Raw genomic sequence first — 25226 nt, 5'->3', positions numbered from 1 at the left:
AACCGTCATGCCCTTTCGAATCCTGCCGTTGCTGTTGTTTGCCGTGATCGGCGCTGTGTTCGCCGCCGAGGTCAATTATCCGCTGGATGCCCCGGCCCCGGACGGGCGTCGCCCTGGCGGCACCATCACCCAGGAGCGGCCCGCCCCGCCTTTGGCCGAGGATGAAAACAAGGACATCAAGCGCGAGCGCAACTACCCCGAGCAACCGCCGACCATTCCCCACAGCATTCGCGGCTACCAGGTCGACAAGAACGGCAACAAATGCCTGGCCTGCCACAGCCGGGCCAACAGCCCGCGGACCCAGGCCACCGCGATCAGCATCACCCACTACATGGACCGCGACGGCCAGGCGCTGGCGGCGGTGTCGCCGCGCCGCTACTTCTGCACCCAGTGCCACGTGCCGCAAAAAGACGTGCTGCCGCTGGTGGGCAACAGCTTCGAGACCATCGACAAGATCCTGCAAGACGACGCCAACGCCGAAAAGAAACCTTGAGGAGGCAACATGAAAGCACTGTTCGCCCTGCTTAAGGAGTACTGGGGCATCCTGCGTCGGCCCAGCGTCTACTTCAGCCTGGGGTTCCTGACGCTGGGCGGTTTCATTGCCGGGATCGTGTTCTGGGGTGGTTTCAACACGGCGCTGGAGCTGACCAACACCGAAAAATTCTGCACCTCGTGCCATGAGATGCGCGACAACGTGTTCGTCGAGTTGCAGGAAACCATCCACTACACCAACCGCTCCGGCGTGCGCGCCAGTTGCCCGGACTGCCACGTGCCCCACGAGTGGACCCACAAGATCGCGCGCAAGATGCAGGCCTCCAAGGAAGTCTGGGGCAAGATCTTCGGCACCATCGACACCCGCGACAAGTTCCTCACCCTGCGCCGCGAACTGGCCGAACACGAATGGGCGCGGCTCAAGGCCAACGATTCACGGGAATGTCGCAACTGCCACAACTTCGAGTTCATGGACTTCACCCGCCAGAGCAAGCGCGCGGCGGCCATGCACTCGACGTCGCTGGCCAATGGCGAAGCGACGTGCATCGACTGTCACAAGGGCATCGCCCACAAGTTGCCGGACATGAGCGGGGTCAAGGGCTGGTAGGCCCGCGCCCGCTCAGTGGCTGATCATCCACGGCCGGCCCGAGGCCTTGCCCTTGAGGGCATGGGGGTTGGCCTTGCTCGGTTCGACTTTCTTGCTCGGTCCGCAGCAACCGCAACCCTTGGGGTGGCGGGCGCTGTCGCGATATTCATCCACAGTTTTCGGTGCATGGGCGCTGCGTTCGTTGGCGGCGATGGCCTTGCGCGTGTTGCCGGCCATGGTCGCCAGGCCCGGCGCCGAAAGGATCACCCGCAGGCTGGACGTCCCGCATGTCGGGCAATCGCAGGGCAAGGCGCTGTCCGCCATCGGCCGCATCGCCGTGAAATAACCGCACTCGGGGCAATCGTATTCGTACATGGCCATGAAACCTACTCCGCAAAAGTGACTGTTCTTCCCTGATGAGTTGCGGCACCAGGCACCTGCCGGGCGCCGCAAACACTGGCGTGACTACTTGTCCGGCGCGATCGGCAGGTCGATGCTGCCGTCGATGTAGCGCGTCGGCCCGTTGGCACTCGGGTTGATGTCGAACTGGAAGATCTCCGTCGGCAGCCACAACGTGGCGCAGGCGTTCGGAATGTCGACGACCCCGCTGATATGCCCCTGCACCGGCGCCGAGCCCAGCAATGCATAACCTTGTGCAGGCGAATAACCGAACTTGGTCATGTAGTTGATGGCGTTCAGGCAGGCCTGCTTGTAGGCGATGTTGACGTCCAGGTAGTGCTGCTTGCCGCTTTCATCCACCGAGATCCCTTCGAAGATCAGGTACTTGTTGTACGTCGGGATGATCGGGCTTGGCTTGAAGATCGGGCTCCTGATCCCGTACTTCTCCATGCCGCCCTTGATCAGTTCGACGCGCATGTGCACCCAGCCGGCCATTTCGATGGCGCCGCAGAAGGTGATTTCGCCGTCACCCTGGCTGAAGTGCAGGTCGCCCACCGACAGGCCAGCGCCGTCGACATACACCGGGAAGAACACCTTGGAACCCCGGGACAGGTCCTTGATGTCGCAGTTACCACCGTGTTCGCGTGGCGGCACGGTCCGCGCGCCAGTGGCGGCGGCCATGTCGCGCTCGGGGCCTTTCATCTTGCCCAGGTGGGCGGTCTTGGCGAATGGCGGGTTGGCCAGCGGCGGTACGCGCTCGGGGTTGGTGTTGATCAGCTCCTGCTCGCGACGGTTCCACTCGGCGAGCATCTTGTGATCGGGCAGGCAGCCGATCAGGCCGGGGTGGATCAGGCCGGCGAACTCCACGCCGGGAATGTGCCGCGAGCTGGTCATCATGCCCTTGAAGTCCCAGATGGCTTTTTGCGCCGAAGGGAAATGGTCGGTGAGGAAACCGCCACCGTTCTGCCGCGAGAAGAAGCCGTTGAAGCCCCACTGCGAGTCGGCCCTGGCGCCGATGTCGAGCAGGTCGACCACCAGCAGGTCGCCCGGCTCGGCGCCGTGTACGCCCACCGGCCCCGACAGGTAGTGCACGGTGGACAGGTCGACATCGCGCACGTCGCTGGCGTCGTCGTCGTTCTTGATCGCGCCCGCCGTCCAGTCGTAGGTTTCCAGGATGAAGTCGTCACCAGGCTTGACCCAGCACGCCATCGGGATGTCCGGGTGCCAGCGGTTGTGAATCTGCTCGTTTTCCGTGGCTGGCTGATTCAGGTCTACTTTGATCAACACTTCGGTCATTGCATTTCTCCTTGGATGGAAAATTTCCCGATCGCAGGCGAACGAACGCCCGAGACCTGCACGACTTCACTAAGCGCGGGCCTTGCGGTGACAATGGTTCAAGCGATCGGGTTTGAGTGTAGTGGCTATTTCAACGGGCCCTGCCCGCGAGCTGTATCAACGAGTTACACCGACAGATAGCGGCTGATCGTGGCCTCATCGACGTTAGCGCGGGTTTCCTCGACCACGAAGCGGCCCTTCTCGATCACCAGGAAACGGTCGGCGATTTCCAGGGTGAACGACAGCACCTGCTCGGAAACGACGATGGTCAGGTCGCGCAGGTTGCGGATCTCCTTGAGGGTGCGGGCGATGTCCTTGATCACCGACGGCTGGATGCCCTCGGTTGGCTCGTCGAGCAGCAGCACCTTGGGGTTGGTCGCCAGGGCACGGGCGATCGCCAGTTGTTGCTGCTGGCCGCCGGAGAGGTTGCCGCCGCGCCGGCTGCGCATGTCGAACAGCACCGGGAACAACGCGTACAGGTCTTCTGGCACCTTGCCCCTGGCCGCCGCCGGCAGGCCGGTCTGGATGTTCTCCAGGACGGTCATCGCCGGGAAGATCATCCGCCCCTGCGGCACGTAGGCCAGACCGTGATCGACCCGGGCATGGGTTTCCATGGCGGAAATCTCCACACCGCCGACGCTCACCTGGCCGCGCCATTGCGGCAGGATGCCCATCAGGCTCTTGAACAGCGTGGTCTTGCCCATGCCGTTGCGGCCCATGACCGCGACGATTTCCTGCTTGGCGACGTTCAGGTCGAGGTCGTGCAGGATCTGGCTCTGGCCGTAGCCGCAGGCCAGCTGATTGATTGCAAACATGCCGTGCTCCTCAGTGGCCCAGGTAGACTTCGATGACTTTCGGGTTTTTCTGCACCGACTCCATGCTGCCCTCGGCGAGCACCTTGCCCTGGTGCAGCACCGTGACCTTGTGCGCGATGCTCTGCACGAACTCCATGTCGTGCTCGATCACCAGCACCGAGCGGCCCTGGCTGATGCGGTTGAGCAGCTCGGCGGTCTGCGCCCGCTCACTGACGCTCATCCCGGCCACCGGCTCGTCGAGCATCAGCAGCTCCGGGTCCTGCATCAGCAGCATGCCGATTTCCAGCCACTGCTTCTGGCCGTGGGACAACAGCCCCGCGTGCTGCTGCAACAGCTCGCCCAAGAAGATGTCCGCCGCCACCTCGTGGACCCGTTGCACCACCTCGGCGCTGCGCTTGAAGAACAGCGCGCCGAACACCGTACGGCCTTTGGGGAAGGACATTTCCAGGTTCTCGAACACCGTCAGGTTGTCGTAGATCGACGGCGTCTGGAACTTGCGGCCGACGCCGGCGCGGACGATGTCGTATTCCTTCATCTTCGTCAGCTCGCGCCCCTTGAACTCGATGCTGCCGCTGGTGGTGCGGGTCTTGCCGCAGATCAGATCGAGCACCGTGGTCTTGCCTGCCCCGTTGGGGCCGATGACCACGCGCACTTCGTTGCGGTCGATGTACAGGTTGAGGTTGTCCACCGCCTTGAAGCCATCGAACGAAACGGTCAGCCCTTCGATGGCCAGCACCGGCTTGGGCATGTGAAAAGCAGTCGCCTGGCTCATGCTTGAGTCTCCATCGAACGGGAGGTTGTCGGAGCTTCACTTGGAGTTGCAGTTGGCGCCTCGGCCTTGACCGCCGGGGCCACGACCGCGACCTTGCGCGCCGGCAGCAGCCGCGCGAGCCATTTGCGCCCGTGAGTCTCCCAGACCCCCGCCAGGCCGTTGGGGAAGTACATGACCACGGCGATGAACAGCCCGCCCATCAGGTACAGCCACAGTTCCGGGAAGGATTCGGAGAAGTAGGTCTTGCCATAGTTGACCAGCAGCGAGCCGTAGACCGCGCCCAACAGCGACATGCGCCCGCCCACGGCAGCGAAGATGACCATCTCGATCGACGGCACGATGCCGACGAACGACGGCGACATGAACCCCACCTGCAAGGCGAACATCGCCCCGCCAATCGCGGAGAACCCGGCAGCCACGCAATACACGAAGATCTTGAAGCCGGCGACGTCGTAACCGGAGAAGCGCACGCGCTCTTCCTTGTCGCGCATCGCCATCAGCAGTCGGCCGAGCTTGGAAGCGAGGATGAACTTGCCGATCAGGATGCAGCCCAGCAGCAGCACGGCGTTGATGAAGTACAGGATCAGCTTGGCACCATCGCCGCGGATGTCCCAGCCGAGCAGGGTTTTCAGGTCGGTGATGCCGTTGACGCCGCCGGTCAGGCCCTGCTGGCCGATGATCAGCACGGTGAGGATCAGCGCGATGGCCTGGGTAACGATGGAGAAGTACACGTCGCCCACGCGGCGCTTGAACAGTGCTGCACCGATCACCAGGGCGAGGATGACCGGCACGGCAACCACCGCGATCACGGTGAAGCTGAAACTGTGGAACGGCACCCACAGGGCTGGCAGCTCGGTGATCTGGTTCCAGTCCATGAAGTCGGGGATCCCCGGCGTCGACTGGATCTTGGTACTTTCCGGGTCGCTGGCCTCAAGCTTGAGGAACATCGCCATGCAGTAGCCGCCCAGCCCGAAGAACACGCCCTGCCCCAGGCTCAGGATGCCGCCATAACCCCAGCACAGCACCAGGCCCACGGCGACGAAGGCGTACGTCAGGTATTTGCCGACCATGTTCAAGCGGAACGCGTCGAGGGTGAGCGGAAATACCACCAGGATCAGCGCGGCGAGAATCAGCAGGCCAACCACGCCCTGCCGGCCGCCCATGAGTTTGTCTATCGTGTTCATCGGCAGCCCCTACTTGCGCACTTTGCTTGCGAACAACCCTTGCGGGCGCAGCAACAGAATCAGGATCACGGCCGACAGGGTCAGCACCTTGGCCATCGATCCACTCATGAAGAACTCCGAGACCGACTGCGTCTGGGCGATGGTGAACGCCGAGGCGATCGTGCCCAGCAGGCTCTGCGCGCCGCCGAACACCACCACCAGGAAGGTGTCGACGATGTACAGGGAGCCTGCGGTCGGGCCGGTCGAGCCGATGGTGGTGAACGCCGCCCCTGCCACCCCGGCCACGCCGCAGCCGAGGGCAAAGGTCATGCGGTCCACTTCACGGGTGTTGATGCCCACCGCCCGGCTCATGACGCGGTTCTGCACCGTCGCCCGTACCTGCAAGCCCCAGCGGGTGCGGTACAACATGAGGAACACGCCGGCGGTCAGCAGCACAGTCAGCGCCATGACGAACAGGCCGTTGCGCGGGATCTCGATGGAATCGGTCAGGTTGACCGCGCCCATCAGCCACTCCGGCGGATTGGCGCTGACTTCCCGCGCGCCAAAGATCGAGCGCAGCGCCTGTTGCATCACCAGCGACAGGCCCCAGGTGGCCAGCAGCGTGTCCAGCGGGCGGTGATACAGGCGACTGATCATCACCCGCTCGACCACCCAGCCCAGCGAGCCCGCGACCAGGAACGACAAGGCGATGGCGAAGAAGAAATAGTACGGCTGCATCGACGGCAGGTAGTTCTGCACCAGCGTCGACAGCACGTAGGTGGTGTAGGCGCCCACGGTGAGAAATTCGCCGTGGGCCATGTTAATGACGCCCATCTGGCCGAAAATGATCGCCAGCCCCAGGGCCATGAGCAGCAGCACGCAGAACACGGAAAGCCCGTTGAACCCCTGCATGACCACGATGGCACCGAAATCAGATAGCCATTGCATGGTGGTGGTCTCCGAATGATTAGCGCGTGGCGTGGGAACGTGAGGGCTGCGCGCCCTCACGGTGCACAAGGCTTATTGATAACCTTTGGGGAAAGGGTTCGGCTCGATCAGGTCGGACTCGTAGATCACCTTGAACTGGCCGTCGGCCTGGGCTTCACCGATGCGGGTCTTGCTCCACAGATGATGGTTGTCGTGGATCTTCACGTAGCCTTCAGGCGCGGTTTTCAGCTCGATGCCAGGCGATGCGGCCACCACCTTGTCGATGTCGAAGCTGCCGGCCTTCTCCACTGCCGCCTTCCACAGCCACGGGCCGAGGTAGGCTGCCTGGGTCACGTCGCCCATCACCGCATCCTTGCCGTACTTGGCCTTGAAGGCGTCGACGAAGGCTTTGTTGTTGGGGTTGTCCAGGCTCTGGAAGTACTTCATCGAGGCATAGAAGCCGGCCATGTTTTCCCCGCCGATGCCCAGCAGCTCATCTTCGGTCACCGACAGCGTCAGCAGGTTCTGCTTGGCTGCCGTCACGCCGGCGGCCTTGAGCTGCTTGTAGAACGCCACGTTGGAACCGCCGACGACTGCGGCGAACACCACGTCAGGCTTTTTCAGCTTGACCTTGTTGATCAACGAACCGAACTGGGTGTTGCCCAACGGGTAGTAGTCTTCGCCGACCACGGTGCCGTGCAGCACGTTCTCAATGTGCTTGCGGGCGATCTTCATCGAGGTGCGCGGCCAGATGTAGTCCGAACCGATCAGGTAGAAGGTCTTGGCGCCCTTCTCCTTGGCGATCCAGTCCAGGCTCGCAAGAATCTGCTGGGTGGCTTCCTGGCCGGTGTAGATCACGTTCTTGGACTGCTCCAGGCCTTCGTAGAACGTCGGGTAGTAGAGCAAGCCGTTTTCTTTCTCGAACACCGGCAACACCGCCTTGCGCGAGGCCGAGGTCCAGCAGCCGAACACCGCTGCCACCTTGTCGCCGACCAGCAGCTTGCGCGCCTTTTCGGCGAACGTTGGCCAGTCCGATGCACCATCTTCCTGCACGACCTTGATCTGGCGACCCAAAATCCCGCCTGAGGCGTTGATCTGGTCGATGGCCAGCCGTTCGGCCTGGATCGAACCGGTTTCCGAGATCGCCATGGTGCCGGTGGCCGAATGCAGCTGGCCGACGGTGACTTCGGTGGCGGTCACGGCCAGGCCGGTGGTGTTGGCGTCATCGGCGAGTGCCGACTGACTGAAAATGCTCGCGGCAATCAGCGACAGCGCGGCGGCCCCCAGCGACAGCCGTCGTGGAAGTCGGCTTCTCGCGCCCTGTAGTGCTTTTTCCATGGTGCGGCTCCTGTGCGGGTAAGGCTCGGCGAACGCTCTAGATGGCGTTTCGTCACGAGGTGAGCGGAGCATGAAGCCGACGACCCAAAGGCGGTATACGCAGCATGACGTAGCGCCATACGTCATTTGACTTACCGCCAGCGCCGCCATTGACGGGCATCATCGCGGCCTTGCCGAACCTGCCGGGGCACAGAAATTGCTTCGCCTCGCCCTATCGGCCCCCTCTTCTGCGGACGCGTACCGTGCACACTCCAGGCTCCCAGCGCATCATCAAAATCCGCCGCGACTACAACCGGCTGGTCGCCGACGAGACCATGGAAGACTACGCGCTGCGCTTCACGCCCAAGTCGTTTCGCAAGTGGTCGGAACTGCGCATCGCCAACACCGCCATCGGCGCGGTGTCGTTCCTCGCGCTGGAGGCGATTGGCGGTGCGCTGGTGATGAGTTACGGCTTCACCAATACAGCCTGGGCGATCCTCGCCGCGGCCCTGGTGATCTTCTTCACCGGCCTGCCCATCAGCTATTACGCGGCGCGTTATGGCGTGGACATGGACCTGCTGACCCGCGGCGCCGGCTTCGGCTACATCGGATCGACCATCACCTCGCTGATCTACGCCAGCTTCACCTTCCTGTTCTTTGCCCTGGAAGCGGCCATCATGGCCCTGGCGCTTGAGCTGTATTTCCACATCCCCCTGGCGCTGGCCTACGTCATCTGTTCGGTGATCGTGATCCCGCTGGTGGCGTACGGCATCACCCTGATCAACCGCCTGCAGATGTGGTCGCAGCCGCTGTGGCTGGTCCTGCTGCTGGTGCCGTACGTGTTCGTGATCTGCAAGAACCCCACGGCCCTGAGCGACTGGCTGACCTTTTCCGGGCGCGAAGGCGAAGGCAGTACCTTCGACCTGCTGCTGTTCGGTGCAGCGTTCAGCGTGGCGTTGTCGCTGGTCACGCAGATTGGCGAGCAGGTCGACTACCTGCGCTTCCTGCCGGAAAAGACCCGGCGCAACCGCAAGCGCTGGTGGGCGGCGTTGCTGATGGCCGGCCCCGGCTGGATCATACCCGGCGCCGTGAAAATCATGGCCGGGGCGTTCCTGGCGTTTCTCGCCCTGCAATACGAAGTGCCCATCGAGCGGGCCGCCGAACCGACGCAGATGTACCTGGTCGCCTATCGCTATGTCTTCAGCTCGCCGGAGTGGGCACTGGCGGCCATGACCCTGTTCGTGATCATTTCCCAGATCAAGATCAACCTGACCAACGCCTACGCCGGCTCCCTGGCTTGGTCGAATTTCTTCGCCCGCGTCACCCACAGCCATCCGGGGCGGGTGATCTGGCTGGTGTTCAACGTTGCCATTGCCCTGGTGCTGATGGAACTGGGCGTGTTCGATGCCATCGAGCAGGTGCTGGGGCTCTACGCCAATGTGGCGATCGCCTGGATTGGCGCGCTGGTCGCCGACCTGGTGATCAACAAGCCGCTGGGCTGGTCACCGCAACACATCGAGTTCAAGCGCGCGCACCTGTACGACATCAACCCGGTGGGCGTGGGCGCCATGCTGATCGCTTCGCTGGCCTCGTTTTGCGCGCACTTCGGGTTGTTCGGCTCGCTGGCCCAGGCGGCGCCGCCGCTGATCTCGCTGACCATCGCGCTGATCACCGCGCCCCTGCTGGCCTGGCTGACCCAAGGCCGCTACTACATCGCCCGCAGCAGCGACAGCCACCTGCTCTACCCCACCGGCGCCCAGGACAACCTGCGCTGCGGCCTGTGCAACAACCACTTCGAAACGCCGGACATGGCCTACTGCCCGGCCTACCGTTCACCGATCTGCTCGCTGTGCTGTTCGCTGGATGCGCGCTGCGCCGACCAGTGCAAGTCGCGGGCACGGCTGTCGCTGCAACTCGAAGACCTGATCACCCGGCTGCTGCCGCGCCTGCCGCGCCGCTACCTGCACACGCGGCTGGCGCAATACCTGGGCTTGCTGGCGATCCTGATGGCGGGGTCATCCGGCGGACTGGCGCTGATCTACAACCAGGTCGCCCATGGCCTGGTCGATCAGTCACCACAAGCCCAGCACCTGCTGACCCTGGCGTTTCTCAAGGCATTCCTGATGGTGTGCGTATCGGCCGGGGTGCTGGCCTGGTGGATCGTGCTGACCCGGGAAAGCCGGCGGGTCGCCCAGGAAGAATCCGAACGCCAGACGTCCTTGCTGATCCAGGAAATCGAAGCCCACGAGAAAACCGACCAGGCCCTGCAGGAAGCCAAGGAAGCTTCCGAAGCCGCCAACGCCGCCAAGAGCCGCTACATCACCGGCTTGTCCCATGAGCTGCGCACCCCGCTCAACAGCATCCTGGGGTTTACCCAGATCCTGCAACGCGATGGGCTCACGCCGGCCCAGCACCAGGACCCGTTGGCAACCATCATGCGCAGCAGCTCGCACCTGTTGTCGCTGATCGACGGCTTGCTGGACGTGGCCAAGATCGAGGCCGGTAAGTTGCGCCTGGAGCCCTCGGAAATCCTCTTCCAGGAATTTCTCCACGACCTGGAAAAAATCTTCGCCAGCACCGCCAGACACAAGAACCTGGGCTTTCGCCTGGAACTTGAGGGGCGCATGCCGATGGTGGTGCGCGGCGACGAAAAGCGCGTGCGGCAGATTTTGATCAACCTGTTGGGCAATGCGGTCAACTTCACCGACCGCGGCGAAGTGCTGCTGCGCGTCAGTTATCGCCGGGAAACCGCGATCTTCGACATCATCGACACCGGCATCGGCATCGCCCCGGAGCAGATCGACAGGATCTTCCAACCCTTCGAACGCGGCGGCCAGACCCGCCAGGACAACGGCGTGGGGCTGGGGCTGACCATCACCCGCATGCTCACCTCACTGATGGGCGGCGCATTGTCGGTGTCCAGCACACCGGGCGAAGGCACGCGCTTCCAGGTGCGCCTGTTTCTTTCCGAAGTGCGGGTGCCCAAGGCCGTCGAGGACGCCAACCACGATGTGATCGGCTACGAAGGCGCACGACGGCGGGTACTGGTGGTCGACGATCACATCGAACACCGCAAGGTCATCAGCGGCATGCTCGCCCCGCTCGGCTTCGACATCGTCCAGGCCGAGAACGGCATGGACGCGGTGCGCCAGGTGTCGCTGCTGCATCCGGACCTGATCCTGATGGACCTGTCCATGCCGGACATGGACGGCTGGGCCACCATCCGCATGATCCGCCATAACGCAGGCTCGAACGTGCCGGTGATCGTGCTGTCGGCCAACGCCAACACCTCCCCCGATGACAACCTCGGCCACGACTACCTGGCCAAGCCGGTGCACCTGCGGCATTTGCTCGACCGACTCAAACACCATTTGCAGCTTGAGTGGCGGCACCGTCCGCTCAACCGTGTCGAGACAAAGACGCCCTGGGTGCTGCCGCCGCGCCAGGACCTGGAAGATCTGTATGAGCTGTGCGGGCTCGGCCACGTGCGCGGCATCCAGAACAAACTCGATGCCATCGAACGCGACAGCATTGCAAGCGCCGGCTTCATTGCCGACCTGCGCACGCTGGCCAAGGGGTTCCGCCTCGACGAACTGAGCCTGCAACTCAAGGAGGTGCTCCATGAACGCCATCACCCAGGCGAATGAAAAAGGCGTCATCCTGATTGTCGACGACACCCCGGACAACCTCGCGCTGTTGTCCGATGCCCTGGATGAAGCCGGCTACATGGTGTTGGTGGCTTTGGACGGCAGCAGCGCCCTGGCGCGCATCCAGCGCCGGCGCCCCGACCTGATCCTGCTGGACGCGATGATGCCGGGGCTGGACGGTTTCGAGACCTGCCGGCAGATCAAGCAGCAGCCGGAGGCTTCGAACATTCCGGTGCTGTTCATGACGGCCCTGACCGACACCGATCATGTGGTCAAGGGCTTCGAGGCCGGTGCCATCGACTACGTCACCAAGCCGATCCAGTGCGCCGAGATGATCGCGCGGGTCGCCTCACACCTGCGCACGGCGCGCACGTTGCAATCGGCACGCAGCGCTGCGCAACCGGTGGGTTTCGATGACGCGCAGGTGTTCACACGCTTGTCCCAGCGCTTTCACCTGACCGAACGCGAGGTCGAGGTGCTGCGCTGGGTCTCCTGCGGCAAGACCAACAAGGACATTGCCGACATCCTGCAATTGAGCCCAAGGACGGTGAACAAGCACCTTGAGCACATCTACATCAAGCTGGGTGTGGAGACGCGGACCGCTGCAACGTCGGTAGCGCTGGCCGCGATGACGAGAGAGGATTGATCCGGTCACCGGTCAACAGCATTTCAACGAAGCGCTCGTGGGCTGTCTTCAGGCTCGAACGCGCTGCCGCCACGTCGTTACGCTCAACAGTTTTACTGGTCATGGGCTTCACCTTCTTCGGATTGTTTGATCGTCTGTTGGAATGCGGTTACCTGCTCGCGGGTTTGCTCAAGTTGCCGCTCGGCGTCCACTACCTGCTGGCGGGCCTGCGTGACCGCGCCTTGCAGCGTCTTGATTTCATCGCTTGACACGCCGACTTGTTCCAGCAGCAGCTCGCGGGCGCCTTCGGCCCTGGCCACGGCGGTGTTCAGGTGGGCGTTTTCCTCGCTCAGGCGCTGCATCGCGTCGGCCTGGGTGGCCGTGGCCTTCGCCTGCTGGCGGGCTTCACTCAACAGGCGCTCGTTGTCGCGGTTCAGGCGGGTGAGTTCGTCCTGCTTGAGCATCAGGGTCTGCTGCAATTGCCGCAGTTCGACCTGCACCTGCTGCACCTGGCCCTCGTGGCGCCGCTGTTCCTGCTCGCGCTGCTCCTTGACCGCGTTGCGGTAGTGCTCCAGGGCTTCGCGTAAATGCTGGTGCTTTTCTTCCAGGGAGCGGATCTGCTCGTCTTTTTCCTGGACCCGCAGTTCCAGGTCACTGCTGTGCTGGCTCAAGCGGGCATTGCGGGTGATCTCGGTTTGCAGGCTGGTCTGGCAGAGCTGCAGTTCTTCGGCTTGCGCGGCCAGGGCGCTGTTCTGGATATCGAATTGGCGTTGCAGCGCAGCGAGTTGCGCCTGTGCGGCGTCGAGCTGCTCGGCAAACGCTGCGCGCTGCTGATCGAACTCGGCCTGGGCCAGGTCAGTCGCTTCCCGCCCCTCTTCCGTCAGCCTATCCACGAGGCCGCCGACCAGCGCTGTCAGCTCTTCGCTCAGTTGTTCGCGGGAAGTTTGCGGTCGCGGTTCGAACGACTCGATCTCTTTGAGGTAGCGGTGAATGGTGGTTTTCGAGCCGGTATTGCCCAGCTCGATACGTACGGCGTCGATGCTCGGGTTCTCGCCGCGTGCCAGCAACGAGTCCCGCGCCCTGAGGACAATCACCTTGTTTACGCCGCCACGCGCCATGTCTTCGCTCCTACGATTTCATACCGTATTACGTAATACGTATTTACATACTACGTTATGTATAAAAATAGCACAAAGAAACATTCAGTCTTTGATAAAATAATTGAGCGTTATCGCATGTGATGGGCAATTTCCGCCCCTCGCCGTCCGTAACAAGGCGCGTTTTGCGCAGGAAAGACGTAATGAACAAGGTTGATCGCTATCTGCAGGCCGGCACCCGGGAAAACACCCGGCGCAGCTACCGGGCCGCGGTGGAGCACTTCGAAGTGACGTGGGGCGGCTTTCTGCCGGCCACCGGCGATGGCATCGTGCGTTACCTCGCCGAGTACGCGGACAAGCTGGCGATCAGCACGCTGAAGCAACGCCTGGCGGCGCTGGCGCAATGGCACATCACCCAGGGCTTTCCCGATCCGACCAAGACGCCGACCGTCAGGCAGATGATCAAGGGCATCCGGGCGCTGCATCCCGTTCGGGAAAAACAGGCCGCCCCGCTGCTGCTCGTTCATCTGGAGCAAGCCGCCAGTTGGCTGGAGCGCGAAGCAAGCCTGGCGGCCGAGCGCGGTGACTGGCCCGGCGTGATGCGCCATCGACGGGACATCGCCCTGCTGCTGATCGGGTTCTGGCGCGGGTTTCGCGGTGACGAGCTGACCCGCTTGCAGGTCGAGCACACCCAGGCGGAGGCAGGTAAAGGCATCACCTTTTACTTGCCCCAATCCAAAGGTGATCGCCGGCATCTCGGGGCGACTTATCACACGCCCGCGCTGAAAAAACTGTGCCCGGTTCAGGCTTACATCAATTGGATCACCGCAGCCGGCATCGCCCGAGGCCCGGTGTTCAGGAAGATTGATCGCTGGGGCCACCTGGCCGAAGACGGCCTCAACCCCAACAGCATGATTGCGCTGCTACGGCGTATTTTTCGCAACGCTGGGGTCGCCGCCGAGTTCTACAGCAGCCATTCGCTACGCCGCGGCTTTGCCACCTGGGCGTCGGCGAATGGCTGGGACATCAAGGGTTTGATGAGTTATGTGGGCTGGAAGGATGTGAAATCGGCGCTGCGTTATGTGGATTCCGCCGCTTCGTTTGCGGGCCTGGCAGTCCAGGCACCCGCGGCGGTGGCAAGGGTTACCGGTTAATCGAACCTGCCGGTGGGTGCAGGCTGCGGCCAGAACAATGCCGCCTGCCCTTTGCGCACGCCCTCTGCGTCCAGCACTTCCCAGACGATGCCGTCGTAGATCATGAAGGGTTCGCCATGGCGATCGACCCGGTAGCCGGTGTACCCGGACGCAATGCCCTTGGCAGTCACCACCTCGAGCAGCGCCTGGCGTGCAGCGCGATCGAGGCTCGAAGCGCTGAAACGTGATGGCATGGCGCAGAACTCTTCGCGGCTGTATTTGAAACAGGTCAGGGCGCATTCATTGGTGTAGATGAAATGCGGGTCGGCGGCGTCGTTGTGGGCCACCAGGCTGTAAGGGGCGTGATGGTGTATCCAGGCTTCGCGCGAACCCTCGACGGACGCCGGGACCGGAAGCCCGTGTCCGGTCCAGTGCCGGTAGGATTGGTCGAGTTGCTGGATGATGTGCAGATCAGTCATCAATAAAAACCTGTGGGAGCGGGCTTGCTTGCGATGGTAGCAAGAACACCGCGGGGGCAGCAGGAAGCCCGCGTCATTGTTGACGATTATCGCGAGCAGGCTCGCTCCCACATTAGTCCAGGCACGCCACGCGATTTGTGGCCGACACAAATCCCTGTGGGAGCGGGCTTGCTCGCGATGGTCGCAAGAACACCGCGGGGCAGCAGGAAGCCCGCGGTGCCTGGGCCATTTTTTCGCGAGCAAGCCCGCTCCCACAGGTCTGGTGGTGTCCTTGTGGGAGCGAGCCTGCTCGCGATGAGGGTGTCAGGGTATCCGCGTTATCGTTGACGATTATCGCGAGCAGGCTCGCTCCCACAAAAGTCCAGGCACGCCACATGATTTGTGGCCGACACAAATCCCTGTGGGAGCGGGCTTGCTCGCGATGGTCGCAAGAACACCGCGGGGCAGCAGGAAGCCCGCGGTGCCTGGGCCATTTTCTCGCGAGCAAGCCCGCTCCCACAGGTCTGGTGGTGTCCTTGTGGGAGCGAGCCTGCTCGCGATGAGGGTGTCAGGGTATCCGCGTTATCGTTGACGATTATCGCGAGCAAGCTCGCTCCTACAGGTTGGGTGGCATAGCCGTAGATCGGTTACCCAGCACATCGCCAATCACTGTCTATGCTTTGGCGAATGCGCCATGCGTCCTGCCTTCCATCGCGCAGTCCTGTCCAACATCACACGGAAATGCAGGCCCATGAAAACGATCCGCTTTCTTGCCTATGCTGGTGCTTTTGCCTCGATCATGTCCCTGGCGCACGCCGCTGAAATCCCGTTGGGTACCAAGACGCTGGAAGGTCAGATTATCTCCAAGGTGCTGGCCGTCGATGCCGCCAATCATCAGGTGACCATCGAGGATGCCGAGGGCAAACCGGTGGTGATCCAGCTCTCGGACCAGGCCAAGAACCTCGACAATCTCAAGGTCGGCGACAAGGTCGACATCCAGGTGGCGCGCTCGGTCGCCTATGTGCTCGACACCACAGAAGGCGGACAGCCTGGGGTCAGCAATGAATCCATGGTCGCCCGCGCCGGCAAGGACAACCCCAACCCCGGTGGCGAGGCGATTCGCCAGGTGCGCGTCACCTCGAAGATCACCGCCATCGACCTGAATAAACACGAGGTGACGCTGCTGCCACCCGAAGGCCAGGTTCGCGTGGTCAAGGTGGAAAACCCCGACCTGCAGGCGCGCATGAGCAAGCTCAAGGTGGGCCAGACGGTCGACGCGGTGTTTACCGAAGTGCTGAAGGTCACCACGTCACGCTGACAGCCCCTGGGGAAGCGCCGACATGACCGACCTGCTCAACGCCATTGCGCTCGGGCTGCTCGCCCTGTTGCCCTTGACCAACCCACCGACCACCGTGGCGTTGTTCATTGCGCTGAGCAAAGGGCTGAACCAGCAGGAAAAGAACCGCCAGGCCTTCCTCACGTCACTGTATGTGTTTTTGATCATGACGCTCACCTACTACATAGGTGAGCTGGTCATGGACGTGTTCAATATTTCCATACCGGGCCTGCGCATGGCCGGTGGCGGGATCCTGATCATCATGGGCCTGAAGATGCTGTTCCCGCCCACGCCGGCACCGCAGCCGGCCAATACCGTCAGCGAGCAGGCCGACTTTGCCTTCATCCCCCTGGCCATGCCCAGTACCGCCGGGCCCGGGACGATCGCGATGATCATCAGCTCCGCCGCCACGATCAAGAACAGCACGGCATTTGCGCCCTGGGTCATCTGGGTCGCGCCGCCGCTGATTTTCCTGTTCACCGCGCTGATCCTGTGGTTATGCCTGCGCGGCTCGGGCCTGATCATGCGCATGACCGGGAAGTCGGGGATCGACGCCATTTCCCGACTGATGGGCTTCCTGCTGGTGTGCATGGGCGCACAATTTGCGATCAATGGCGCGGTGGAAATCGTCCAGACGCTGATCGACAGCAACTTTCACATGCTGCGTCCGCAGTAGCGGCTACGCTTGTCGATGGGCTCGGAACTCGCCCTTTTCCAGCGTCTCGACAGGGATCCCTTCATTCCACATCAGGTGGTCACACAGGGGTAAGGCAATGCGTATTTCATGGGTGTGCGCGGTGTCAGTCGTTGTGTTTCTAGGTGGGCCGGCGGCGCTGGCACAGGAGGCGCCCCCCGTTCCTGCCGAGAACGCCACCTCGGCGGCGCCCGCCAAGGACCCGGTGTTCACCCAGGAACAACTGGAGCAGATGGCCGCGCCCATCGCGCTCTACCCCGACCCGTTGCTCGCGCAAGTGTTGATGGCCAGCACCTACCCCGGCGAAGTCGCCGAAGCGGTGACCTGGTCCAAGGCCAACCCCAATGCCAAGGGCGACGACGCGGTCAAGCAAGTTGCCAACCAGCCCTGGGACCCCAGCGTGCAGGCCCTGGTGGCCTTTCCCCAGGTGCTCGCCACCCTCGGCCAGGACCCGGTGTGGGTGCAGCGCCTGGGTGACGCCTTCCTCGCGCAACCGGACGACCTGATGAATGGCGTGCAGAACCTGCGGCGCCAGGCGCAGGCCGCCGGCAACCTGGAGAGCAACCAGTACCAGAACGTCACGGTGCAGGTCGCCGCGCCTGCCCCGACTCCCCCACCCGCGCCCGCCGACCGGCCGAAAGCCGAGACCCTGCCGGCGGCACCGGCCAGCGGCAGTTCCACCATCATCATCCAGCCTGCCGACCCGCAGGTGGTGTACGTGCCCACCTATAACCCGACCACCGCCTACGGCACCTGGCCTTACCCGGCGTCGCCACCGGCCTACTACCCACCGCCACCCGCCTACTACCCCGGCCAGGCGCTGGTGGCCGGGCTGGCGTTCGGCACCGGCGTGGCAATCGTCGCCTCGTTGTGGGGCGACTGCGACTGGGGCAACAACGACGTCGACATCGACGTGAACCGCTACAACAACATCAATGGCAACAACATCAATAACCGCATCAGCAGCAACAAGTGGCAGCACAACCCGGCCAATCGCGACGGTGTGCCCTACCGCGATGCCCGCAGCCGTGAACAGTACGGCCGGCAACTGGACGGCGCCCGCCAGCGCGAAGCCTTCCGCGGCGACGATGCGCAGCGTGCCCAGGCCCGCGACCGCGCGCGCAACTCCATGGACCGCGCCGGCATCCAGCGCCCGGCCACCAGCAATCGCCAGGCCCAGGACCAGATGCGCCAGGCGCGCTCCGAGGGTTCGGTCGGTAACCGCCTGCAACAAGGCAACGAGCGGCCACGGGCCACCGACCGCAGCCAGAATGACAACCGCAACCTGCGTGATAACCAGCAAGCGCGCCGCGAAACCGCGCAGAACAACCAGCGCCGCCAGGACTTCTCGCAGAATCGCCAGGGCGCCGCACGCAACAACGCCTTCGCCGGCGTGCGCTCGCCGTCGCAATCCAACGCCCAGGCCCTGCGCGGCCGGGCCAGTCAGGCGTCCGCCCAGCGGGGCGGCGGTGCACGCATGGAGGGTCGGCAGATCAGCCGGCCGTCCGGCGCCGGGGCACGTTCGCGGGGGGGCCGTCGATGAACACGCACTTCAAAGCCAGTTCACTGGCGCTGTTGCTCGGCATGGCCTGGTCGTGCATTGCAGCGGCCCAGCAATCCTTCCCAACCCCGGAAAAAGCCGCCGAAGCCTTCGTCAAGGCCTTGGGCACCGAGCGCGCCGACCAGGCCCGCCTGACCGAACTGCTGGGCCAGGACTGGCAAACCTACATCCCGCGCAAGGGTTCGCAGCGCGAAGATGTCGAAGCCTTCCTCAAGCAGTACCACGAGCAGCACCACATTGAAAAAACCGGCGAGCGCAAGGCCACCCTCGCGGTGGGCAAGGACAACTGGCCGCTGCCCATCCCGCTGGTCAAGGGCGACAGCGGTTGGCGCTTCGACATCAAGGCCGGCGACGCCGAACTGCGCACCCGCCGCATCGGCCGCAACGAACTGGACGCACAACAGGCGGTGCTGACCTACCACGACGCGCAGATGGACTACGCGACAGTGGATCGTGACGGCGACGGCGCGCTGGAATACGCGCAGAAAATCTTCAGCACCCCCGGCAAGCACGACGGGCTCTACTGGGCAGAAGACGACAGCGGGCAGATCAGCCCCCTGGGGCCGTTGTACGGCAAGAGCGTGGCCGGCGAAGGCTGGCACGGCTACCACTTCCGCATCCTCGATGGCCAGGGGCCTTCGGCACCGGGCGGCGCCTACAGCTACCTGATCGGCGACAAGATGAGCCGCGGTTTTGCCATGATCGCCTGGCCGGTCAAGTACGACGACACCGGGGTGATGAGCTTCATGATCAGCCACGACGGCCAGGTCTTCGAGAAAGACCTGGGGCCCGAAGGCGCCAAGGTGGCGCAGGCCATGAAGCTGTTCGACCCCGATGACAGCTGGCAGGAAGTCACCGTCGCCCCGGAACAATGAACCTCCCCGGGGCGACGGATCAAGCGATCAACTGGACGCCAGTTCGTTCTCGCGGATCAGCTTCTTGTTGATCTTGCCGACGCTGGTCTTGGGGATCTCGGCGACGAACTTGAACTGTTTGGGGATCGCCCATTTGTTGATGCGCCCGCCATCGACAAAGGCTTGCAGGTGGGCTTCCAGCACCTTGCGGTCCAGGTATTGCCCCGCTTCGCACACCACCATCGCCATCGGGCGTTCGCCCCATTGTTCGTCGGCAATGCCCACCACCGCCACGGACATTACCGCCGGGTGCTGGCTGATCAGGCTTTCCAGTTCCAGCGAGCTGATCCACTCGCCGCCGGTCTTGATCACGTCCTTGATCCGGTCCTTGATCTCCACGCAGCCCAGCGGATTGATCGAAGCCATGTCGCCGGTGTGCAGCCAACCGCCCTGCCACAGCTCGGCGCCCTTCTCCCGTTCCTTCAAATAGCCCTGGGTCAGCCAGGGCGCCCGCACGACGATTTCGCCCAGGGACTCGCCGTCGTGGGCCACGTCCTGGCCGTTGGCGTCGATGATCTTCAGGTCGACCAATGGGATCGGCGTGCCGGTCTTGATCCGCGTCGGCAGTTGCTCGGCCATCGGCTGCGTCAGTTGCTCATCACGCAGGTAGGTCAGGCACAGCAACGGGCAGGTCTCCGACATGCCGTAGCCTGCGTGCACGCACATGCCCCGTTCGCTGGCCTGCGTGGCGATGCCCAGCGGTAGCGCACTGCCACCCAGGAGCATTTTCCAGCCTTCGAAGCGGGTTTTCCTGCCTTCTTCGCAGTTCAGGATCATCTGCAGCACGGTCGGCACACAATGCGAGAAGCTGACTTTCTCTTCGCGGAACAGCCGCACCAGCGTGTTGGGCTCGTAACGACCGGGATAAACCTGCTTGAGCCCCAGCAGCGTCGCCACATAAGGCACGCCCCAGGCGTGTACGTGGAACATCGGCGTGATCGGCATGTACACATCGTCCGAGCGCAACAGTGGCTGGCCCTGGAAGGCGCCGAGGGTGCCGGCTGCGTTCAGTGTGTGCAGCACCAGTTGCCGATGGCTGAAATACACGCCCTTGGGGTCGCCCGTGGTGCCGGTGGTGTAGAACAGCGTCGCCACCGAGTTTTCGTCGAAATCGGCGAACTCGTATTGGTCCGAAGCTTCATCCAGCAACTGCTCGTACTCGCCCAGCACGGGCAGTGCGGTGCTGACACTGGCGTCGTCACTCAGGCGAATGAAGCCCTTGACGGTGTCCAGTCGCTCGCGAATCTGCGTAACCAGTGGCGCAAAATCATCGTGCACCAGCACCAGGTCATCCTCGGCGTGGTTCATGGTGAACAGTACCTGCTCCGGCGACAGGCGAATGTTCACCGTGTGCAGCACCGCGCCGATCATCGGCACGGCAAAAAAGCATTCCAGGTAACGGTGGCTGTCCCAGTCGAGCATCGCCACGGTGTCGCCGGCCTTGACCCCGGCCGCCGTCAGCGCATTGGCCAGGCGGCGCACGCGCAGGTGTAGCGTCTGGTAGCTGTAGCGCAGCTTGTCGGCGTAGACGATTTCCCGGCCCGGTTCATAACGCACACCGGACAACAGCAATTGCTTGATCAGCAGCGGATAGGCGTAGGCGCCCTCAGCGGGGGGGATTATTTTTGTCGCCATCATGGTTGGGCTTCCGTTCAGAACTGTTCGGCGGGCAAGGCAAACAGGCAGGCACTGCCGGCCATGGCCGAGGCGCTCAGCGAGTGAATGCGTGGCAGCAGGCGGGCGAAATAGAACCGCGCAGTGGCCAGTTTGCTGGTGTAGAACGCATCGCTGGCATGGGTGCTCATCGCAGCCTTGGCCATCCGCGCCCACAGGTAGGCGTACGCGGTATAGCCGAACACGTGCAGGTATTCGACCGAGGCGGCGCCAATTTCGTCGGGGTTGCTGCGGGCCTTGTCCAGCACCCAGTCAGTCAGCTCGTCGAGGGTGTCGACTGCGGCGTTCAACGGCCGGGTGAACTCGCACAAGTCAGCGCAGGCATGGGCGATGAAATGGCGGATTTCCGCGGCGAACAGGCGGTAGAACGCGCCGTCGCTGCCAACGATCTTGCGCCCGAGCAGGTCCAGGGACTGGATGCCGTTGGTGCCTTCGTAGATCTGCGTGATGCGCACGTCACGCACCAGTTGTTCCTGGCCCCACTCGCGGATGTAGCCATGGCCGCCGAAGACCATCTGCCCGTGCAGGGTGGTTTCCAGGCCCATGTCGGTGAGGAACGCCTTGGCCACCGGGGTCAGCAAGGCCACCAGATCCTGCGCGCGGCTGCGCTGGGTCGCGTCTTCGCTGTACTTGGCGGTGTCGAGTTGCAGCGCCACGTAGCTGGAAAACGCGCGGCCGCCTTCGTTCAGGGCCTTCATGGTCAGCAGCATGCGGCGCACGTCGGGGTGGACGATGATCGGGTCGGCGGCCTTGTCCTTGTGTTGCGCTCCCGTCGGCGCGCGGCTTTGCAGGCGGTCGCGGGCGTAGCTGACGGCGTTCTGGTAAGCACGTTCGCCCTGGGCCAGGCCCTGAATGCCCACGCCCAGGCGTTCGTAGTTCATCATGGTGAACATCGCCGCCAGGCCTTTGCCCGGCGCGCCGACGATCCAGCCGGTGGCGCCGTCGAAGTTCATCACGCAGGTGGCCGAAGCCTTGATGCCCATCTTGTGTTCAATGCTGCCGCAGGACAGCGCATTGCGCTCGCCCAGCGAGCCGTCGGCATTGACCAGCACCTTGGGCACCAGGAACAACGAGATGCCCCGTGGCCCGGCCGGGGCGTCCGGCAGGCGCGCCAGCACCAGGTGGATGATGTTCTCGGTCAGGTCGTGCTCGCCACCGGTGATGAAGATCTTGCTGCCACTGACCTTGAAGCTGCCGTCGGCCTGCGGTTCGGCGCGGGTGCGAATCAGCCCCAGGTCGGTGCCGGCGTGGGCTTCGGTCAGGCACATCGAGCCGGTCCAGGTGCCGGCGTACATGTTCGGCAGGTAGGTGGCTTTCAATTCTTCGCTGGCGTGGGCGTTGATCGACAGGCAGGCACCGGCCGTGAGCATCGGGTACAGGCCGAATGACAGGCTGGCAGCGTTGACCATCTCCTCGACCTGCGCCGAAATGGCCTTGGGCATGCCCATGCCACCAAATCGCGCATCGCCACCAACCCCGACCCAGCCGCCCTCGGCAAAGGCCTGATAGGCCTCGGCGAAACCATCCGGGGCGCTGACCGCGCCGTTGTTCCAGGTGCAACCCTGTTCATCGCTGGCGCGGTTGAGCGGCGCAATCACTTCGCCGCTGATCTTGCCGGCCTCCTCGAGGATCGCCGCGGCGGTCTCTTCATCGATCACGTCGGCCAGGCCAGGCAACCTGGCCCAGAGGCGCGACACCTGGAAAACTTCCTTGAGTACGAAGCGCATGTCGCGCAGGGGAGCTTGGTATTCAGACATTGTGGACTTACTCGCAAGTGTTCACGGCATGGGGCATGCCGGGTCGTTCGGTGGTTTTGTTGGTGTTGCTTGCGGGGGCTGCGATCGGCGTGCGTTCACGCAGCAGGAAGTACGACAGGGCCGGGATCAGCACCAGTGCGCCGAGCATGTTCCACAGGAACATGAAGGTCAGCAGGATGCCCATGTCGGCCTGGAACTTGATCGGCGACCACACCCAGCACACCACGCCGGCAGCCAGGGTGATGCCCACCAGCCCGACCACGCGCCCGGTGAAGGACACGGCGTTGCGGTAGGCCTGGGTCAACGGCAGGCCCTGGCGCTGGAAGTGCAACTGCACGCTGAGCAGGTACAAGGCGTAGTCGACGCCGATGCCGACACCGAGGGCGATCACCGGCAGGGTCGCGACTTTCACGCCGATGCCCATGGCCACCATCAACGCCTCGCAGAGAATCGAGGTCAGCACCAGGGGCAACAGCGCCACCACCGTGGCCCGCCAGCTGCGAAAGGTGATCAGGCAGAACAGCGTGACCGCCGCGTACACGTACAGCAGCATGGTGTGGTTGGCTTCACGCACGACGATGTTGGTCGCCGCCTCGATCCCCGCCGAGCCGGCCGCCAGCAGGAACTGGCGCTCCTCGCTGTTGTTGTCCTGGGCGAAGCGTTCGGCAATCGCCACCACCTCATCCAGGGTCTCGGCCTTGTGGTCCTTGAGAAAGGCGATCACCGGCATCAGCGAGCAATCGGTGTTGAACAGTTCCGGCGAATTGACCGAAGCCTGCTGCGCGGCGTAGTTGAGTACGTCCTGGTTGCGCTGGATGCTGTTGAGCTTGGGGTTGCCTTCATAGGTACCAGCGGTGATCTGGCGCACCGCGTTGACCAGCGACGCGGTGGCCTGCACCCCCGGCGATTGCTGCAGTTCCCAGGCCAGGCGGTCGGCGAGTACCAGGGTCTTGTAGTTCAGACAACCTTCCGGCGCAGTCTTGATCATCACCGCGAACAGGTCGCTGGACAGCGCGTAATGGCTTGTGATGTAGGCGTTGTCGCGGTTGTAGCGCGAGTCGGCGCGCAGCTCCGGCGCCCCGCTCTCCAGGTCGCCGATCTTCAGGTGCTGGCTGACCATAAAACCGCCAACACCCATCAACAAGCCCACCAGCACGGCGCCGGTGGCCCAGCGGGCCGTGGTGAAGCGGTCGAGCAGGTCCCAGAGCCGGCCAAAACCCTTGTGCCGGTCGGCGCGGCTGTCGATTTTCAGCGCCCGCTCGGCGGCCTTGGCGCCGACACCGACGTAGGACAGCGCCACCGGCATCAGCAGCAACGAGGTGAAGATCAGCACCGCCACGCCGATGCTGGCGGTGATCGCCAGGTCACGGATCACCGGGATGTCGATCAACATCAGCACGGCAAAGCCCACGGCATCGGCCAGCAGCGCGGTGACCCCAGCGATGAACAGGCGGCGAAAGGTGTAGCGCGCGGCGATCAGGCGGTGGGTGCCGCGGGCGATGTCCTGCATGATCCCGTTCATTTTCTGCGCCGCGTGGGACACGCCGATGGCGAAGATCAGGAACGGCACCAGCACCGAATACGGGTCGATGGCATAGCCCAGCCAGGCGACGATGCCGAGCTGCCAGACCACCGCGATCAGCGAACAGCCGACCACCAGCAAGGTGCTGCGCACGCACCGGGTGTAGGCGTAGATGATCGCCAGCGAGGTCAGTACCGCCAGGCCAAAGAACATCATCACCTGGATCAGGCCGTCGATCAGGTCGCCCATCAACTTGGCGAAGCCGATCACCCGCACCTTGTAGGGGCCCTTGCCCTCCTCCCCGGCCTTTCGTGCGGCGCTGTCGCCGGCGAACTCGATCTGGTCGCGCAACTGCTCCTCGAGCATCTGCGAGAACGCCCGGTAGTCGATGCGCTTGCCGCTGGCGGTGGCCTTGTCCAGCAGCGGCACGATCAGCATGCTCGACTTGAAGTCACTGGCCACCAGGCTGCCGACGATCCCGGCACGGGAGATGTTCTGGCGCAACTGCTCGATCTGCGCAGGCTCGCCCTGGTAGGTATCGGGCATCACCGGGCCGCCCTGGAAACCTTCCTCGGTGACTTCGGTCCAGCGCACCGCCGGGCTCCACAGCGACTTCATCCACGCGCGATCGACGCCTTCGGTGAGGAACAGCTTGTCGTTGACCTGCTTGAGCACGTCCAGGTAGCCGGGGTCGAAGATGTCGCCGCGGGTGTTTTCCACCACCACCCGCACCGAGTTGCCCAGGCCGCGCAGGGACTGGCGGTTCTCAAGGAAATTCTGGATGTAGGGCTGGCTCTGCGGGATCATTTTTTCGAAGCTGGGCCGCAGCTCCAGACGGGTCGCGGCCATGTAGCCGAGCACCACGGTGGCCAGGGCCATGAGCAGCATGAACAGCGGCCGGCCATTGAACACCAGCCGTTCGAGCCGATTGCCTGACTGGCGGTCGAAATCCCGCAGTTCGCGAATCACCGGCATGCTTTCTTGTTTGATGTTGCCCATGTC

Annotated in this window: 21 protein-coding genes; 9 read left to right on the top strand and 12 right to left on the bottom strand. The window is 63.5% G+C overall.

Annotated elements, in window-relative coordinates; genetic code table 11:
• Positions 1-7 precede the first annotated feature (7 nt).
• Positions 8-493 (top strand): nitrate reductase cytochrome c-type subunit, encoded by a 486-nt coding sequence (locus ABVN20_RS24640; RefSeq protein ID WP_368558360.1) that lies wholly within the window; start codon positions 8-10, stop codon positions 491-493.
• Positions 494-502: 9 nt separating this feature from the next.
• Positions 503-1099: a cytochrome c3 family protein gene (locus tag ABVN20_RS24635; RefSeq protein ID WP_368558358.1), complete on the top strand. Its 597-nt coding sequence runs from the start codon at positions 503-505 to the stop codon at positions 1097-1099.
• A 12-nt stretch (positions 1100-1111) separates the two neighbouring features.
• Here ABVN20_RS24635 and ABVN20_RS24630 read toward each other — a convergent pair whose 3' ends face one another.
• From ABVN20_RS24630 to urtA, 7 genes are all read right to left on the bottom strand, one after another.
• Positions 1112-1459, bottom strand: a complete 348-nt coding sequence (locus tag ABVN20_RS24630; protein ID WP_368558357.1) for a zinc ribbon domain-containing protein — start codon at positions 1457-1459, stop codon at positions 1112-1114.
• An 84-nt stretch (positions 1460-1543) separates the two neighbouring features.
• Positions 1544-2773: a formamidase gene (gene fmdA / locus ABVN20_RS24625; protein WP_368558356.1), complete on the bottom strand. Its 1230-nt coding sequence runs from the start codon at positions 2771-2773 to the stop codon at positions 1544-1546.
• A 164-nt stretch (positions 2774-2937) separates the two neighbouring features.
• Positions 2938-3627, bottom strand: a complete 690-nt coding sequence (gene urtE / locus ABVN20_RS24620) for an urea ABC transporter ATP-binding subunit UrtE (RefSeq protein WP_368558355.1) — start codon at positions 3625-3627, stop codon at positions 2938-2940.
• A 10-nt stretch (positions 3628-3637) separates the two neighbouring features.
• Positions 3638-4399 (bottom strand): urea ABC transporter ATP-binding protein UrtD, encoded by a 762-nt coding sequence (gene urtD / locus ABVN20_RS24615; RefSeq protein WP_368558354.1) that lies wholly within the window; start codon positions 4397-4399, stop codon positions 3638-3640.
• Positions 4396-5583: an urea ABC transporter permease subunit UrtC gene (gene urtC / locus ABVN20_RS24610; RefSeq protein WP_368558353.1), complete on the bottom strand. Its 1188-nt coding sequence runs from the start codon at positions 5581-5583 to the stop codon at positions 4396-4398. The genes urtD and urtC overlap by 4 nt, the downstream gene beginning before the upstream one ends.
• Positions 5584-5592: 9 nt before the next feature.
• Positions 5593-6510 (bottom strand): urea ABC transporter permease subunit UrtB, encoded by a 918-nt coding sequence (gene urtB, locus ABVN20_RS24605; RefSeq protein WP_368558352.1) that lies wholly within the window; start codon positions 6508-6510, stop codon positions 5593-5595.
• Positions 6511-6582: 72 nt separating this feature from the next.
• Positions 6583-7827, bottom strand: a complete 1245-nt coding sequence (gene urtA / locus ABVN20_RS24600; protein ID WP_368558351.1) for an urea ABC transporter substrate-binding protein — start codon at positions 7825-7827, stop codon at positions 6583-6585.
• Between the two features lie 242 nt (positions 7828-8069).
• Here urtA and ABVN20_RS24595 point away from each other — a divergent pair, with 242 nt between their 5' ends.
• Together ABVN20_RS24595 and ABVN20_RS24590 are read left to right on the top strand one after the other, a co-directional pair.
• Positions 8070-11453: an ATP-binding protein gene (locus ABVN20_RS24595; protein WP_368558350.1), complete on the top strand. Its 3384-nt coding sequence runs from the start codon at positions 8070-8072 to the stop codon at positions 11451-11453.
• Positions 11428-12099, top strand: coding sequence for a response regulator (locus ABVN20_RS24590; RefSeq protein WP_368558349.1), 672 nt, complete (start codon positions 11428-11430; stop codon positions 12097-12099). Before ABVN20_RS24595 ends, ABVN20_RS24590 begins: the two co-directional genes overlap by 26 nt.
• Before the next feature lie 92 nt (positions 12100-12191).
• Here the strand turns inward: ABVN20_RS24590 and ABVN20_RS24585 are convergent, their stop codons facing one another.
• Positions 12192-13196, bottom strand: a complete 1005-nt coding sequence (locus tag ABVN20_RS24585; protein ID WP_368558348.1) for a DNA-binding protein — start codon at positions 13194-13196, stop codon at positions 12192-12194.
• 182 nt (positions 13197-13378) lie between these two features.
• On the opposite strand from ABVN20_RS24585, the gene ABVN20_RS24580 reads away from it, so the two are divergent.
• A complete protein-coding gene (locus ABVN20_RS24580) occupies positions 13379-14329 on the top strand; it encodes a site-specific integrase (protein ID WP_368558347.1) in 951 nt (316 codons plus the stop codon).
• Here ABVN20_RS24580 and ABVN20_RS24575 read toward each other — a convergent pair.
• The gene (locus tag ABVN20_RS24575) at positions 14326-14787 is read right to left on the bottom strand and encodes an MEKHLA domain-containing protein (protein WP_368558346.1); all 462 of its coding nucleotides are present in this window, start codon (positions 14785-14787) and stop codon (positions 14326-14328) included. The two genes, ABVN20_RS24580 and ABVN20_RS24575, sit on opposite strands and share 4 nt — an antisense overlap.
• 730 nt (positions 14788-15517) lie before the next feature.
• Here ABVN20_RS24575 and ABVN20_RS24570 point away from each other — a divergent pair.
• The 4 genes from ABVN20_RS24570 to ABVN20_RS24555 all read left to right on the top strand — a co-directional run bounded on the left by ABVN20_RS24570 (position 15518) and on the right by ABVN20_RS24555 (position 19232).
• Positions 15518-16084 (top strand): hypothetical protein, encoded by a 567-nt coding sequence (locus ABVN20_RS24570; protein ID WP_368558345.1) that lies wholly within the window; start codon positions 15518-15520, stop codon positions 16082-16084.
• A gap of 22 nt (positions 16085-16106) precedes the next feature.
• On the top strand, positions 16107-16778 hold the full coding sequence (locus ABVN20_RS24565; RefSeq protein ID WP_368558344.1) for a MarC family NAAT transporter: 672 nt from the start codon (positions 16107-16109) through the stop codon (positions 16776-16778).
• A 97-nt stretch (positions 16779-16875) separates the two neighbouring features.
• Positions 16876-18339, top strand: a complete 1464-nt coding sequence (locus ABVN20_RS24560; protein ID WP_368558343.1) for a DUF3300 domain-containing protein — start codon at positions 16876-16878, stop codon at positions 18337-18339.
• Positions 18336-19232, top strand: coding sequence for a DUF2950 domain-containing protein (locus tag ABVN20_RS24555; protein ID WP_368558342.1), 897 nt, complete (start codon positions 18336-18338; stop codon positions 19230-19232). Before ABVN20_RS24560 ends, ABVN20_RS24555 begins: the two co-directional genes overlap by 4 nt.
• A 27-nt stretch (positions 19233-19259) precedes the next feature.
• Here ABVN20_RS24555 and ABVN20_RS24550 read toward each other — a convergent pair whose 3' ends face one another.
• The 3 genes from ABVN20_RS24550 to ABVN20_RS24540 are packed head-to-tail and all read right to left on the bottom strand — an operon-like array spanning position 19260 to position 25223.
• Positions 19260-20909: a fatty acid--CoA ligase gene (locus tag ABVN20_RS24550; RefSeq protein ID WP_368558341.1), complete on the bottom strand. Its 1650-nt coding sequence runs from the start codon at positions 20907-20909 to the stop codon at positions 19260-19262.
• A 14-nt stretch (positions 20910-20923) separates the two neighbouring features.
• Positions 20924-22702 (bottom strand): acyl-CoA dehydrogenase C-terminal domain-containing protein, encoded by a 1779-nt coding sequence (locus ABVN20_RS24545; protein WP_368558340.1) that lies wholly within the window; start codon positions 22700-22702, stop codon positions 20924-20926.
• 7 nt (positions 22703-22709) lie between these two features.
• On the bottom strand, positions 22710-25223 hold the full coding sequence (locus ABVN20_RS24540) for an RND family transporter (RefSeq protein WP_368558339.1): 2514 nt from the start codon (positions 25221-25223) through the stop codon (positions 22710-22712).
• Positions 25224-25226 lie beyond the last annotated feature (3 nt).

The organism is Pseudomonas sp. MYb118, from assembly GCF_040947875.1.
Lineage (GTDB): Bacteria > Pseudomonadota > Gammaproteobacteria > Pseudomonadales > Pseudomonadaceae > Aquipseudomonas.
The sequence above is the reverse complement of the archived record's forward strand: the minus strand, read 5'-3'. Positions and strand labels throughout refer to the sequence as shown.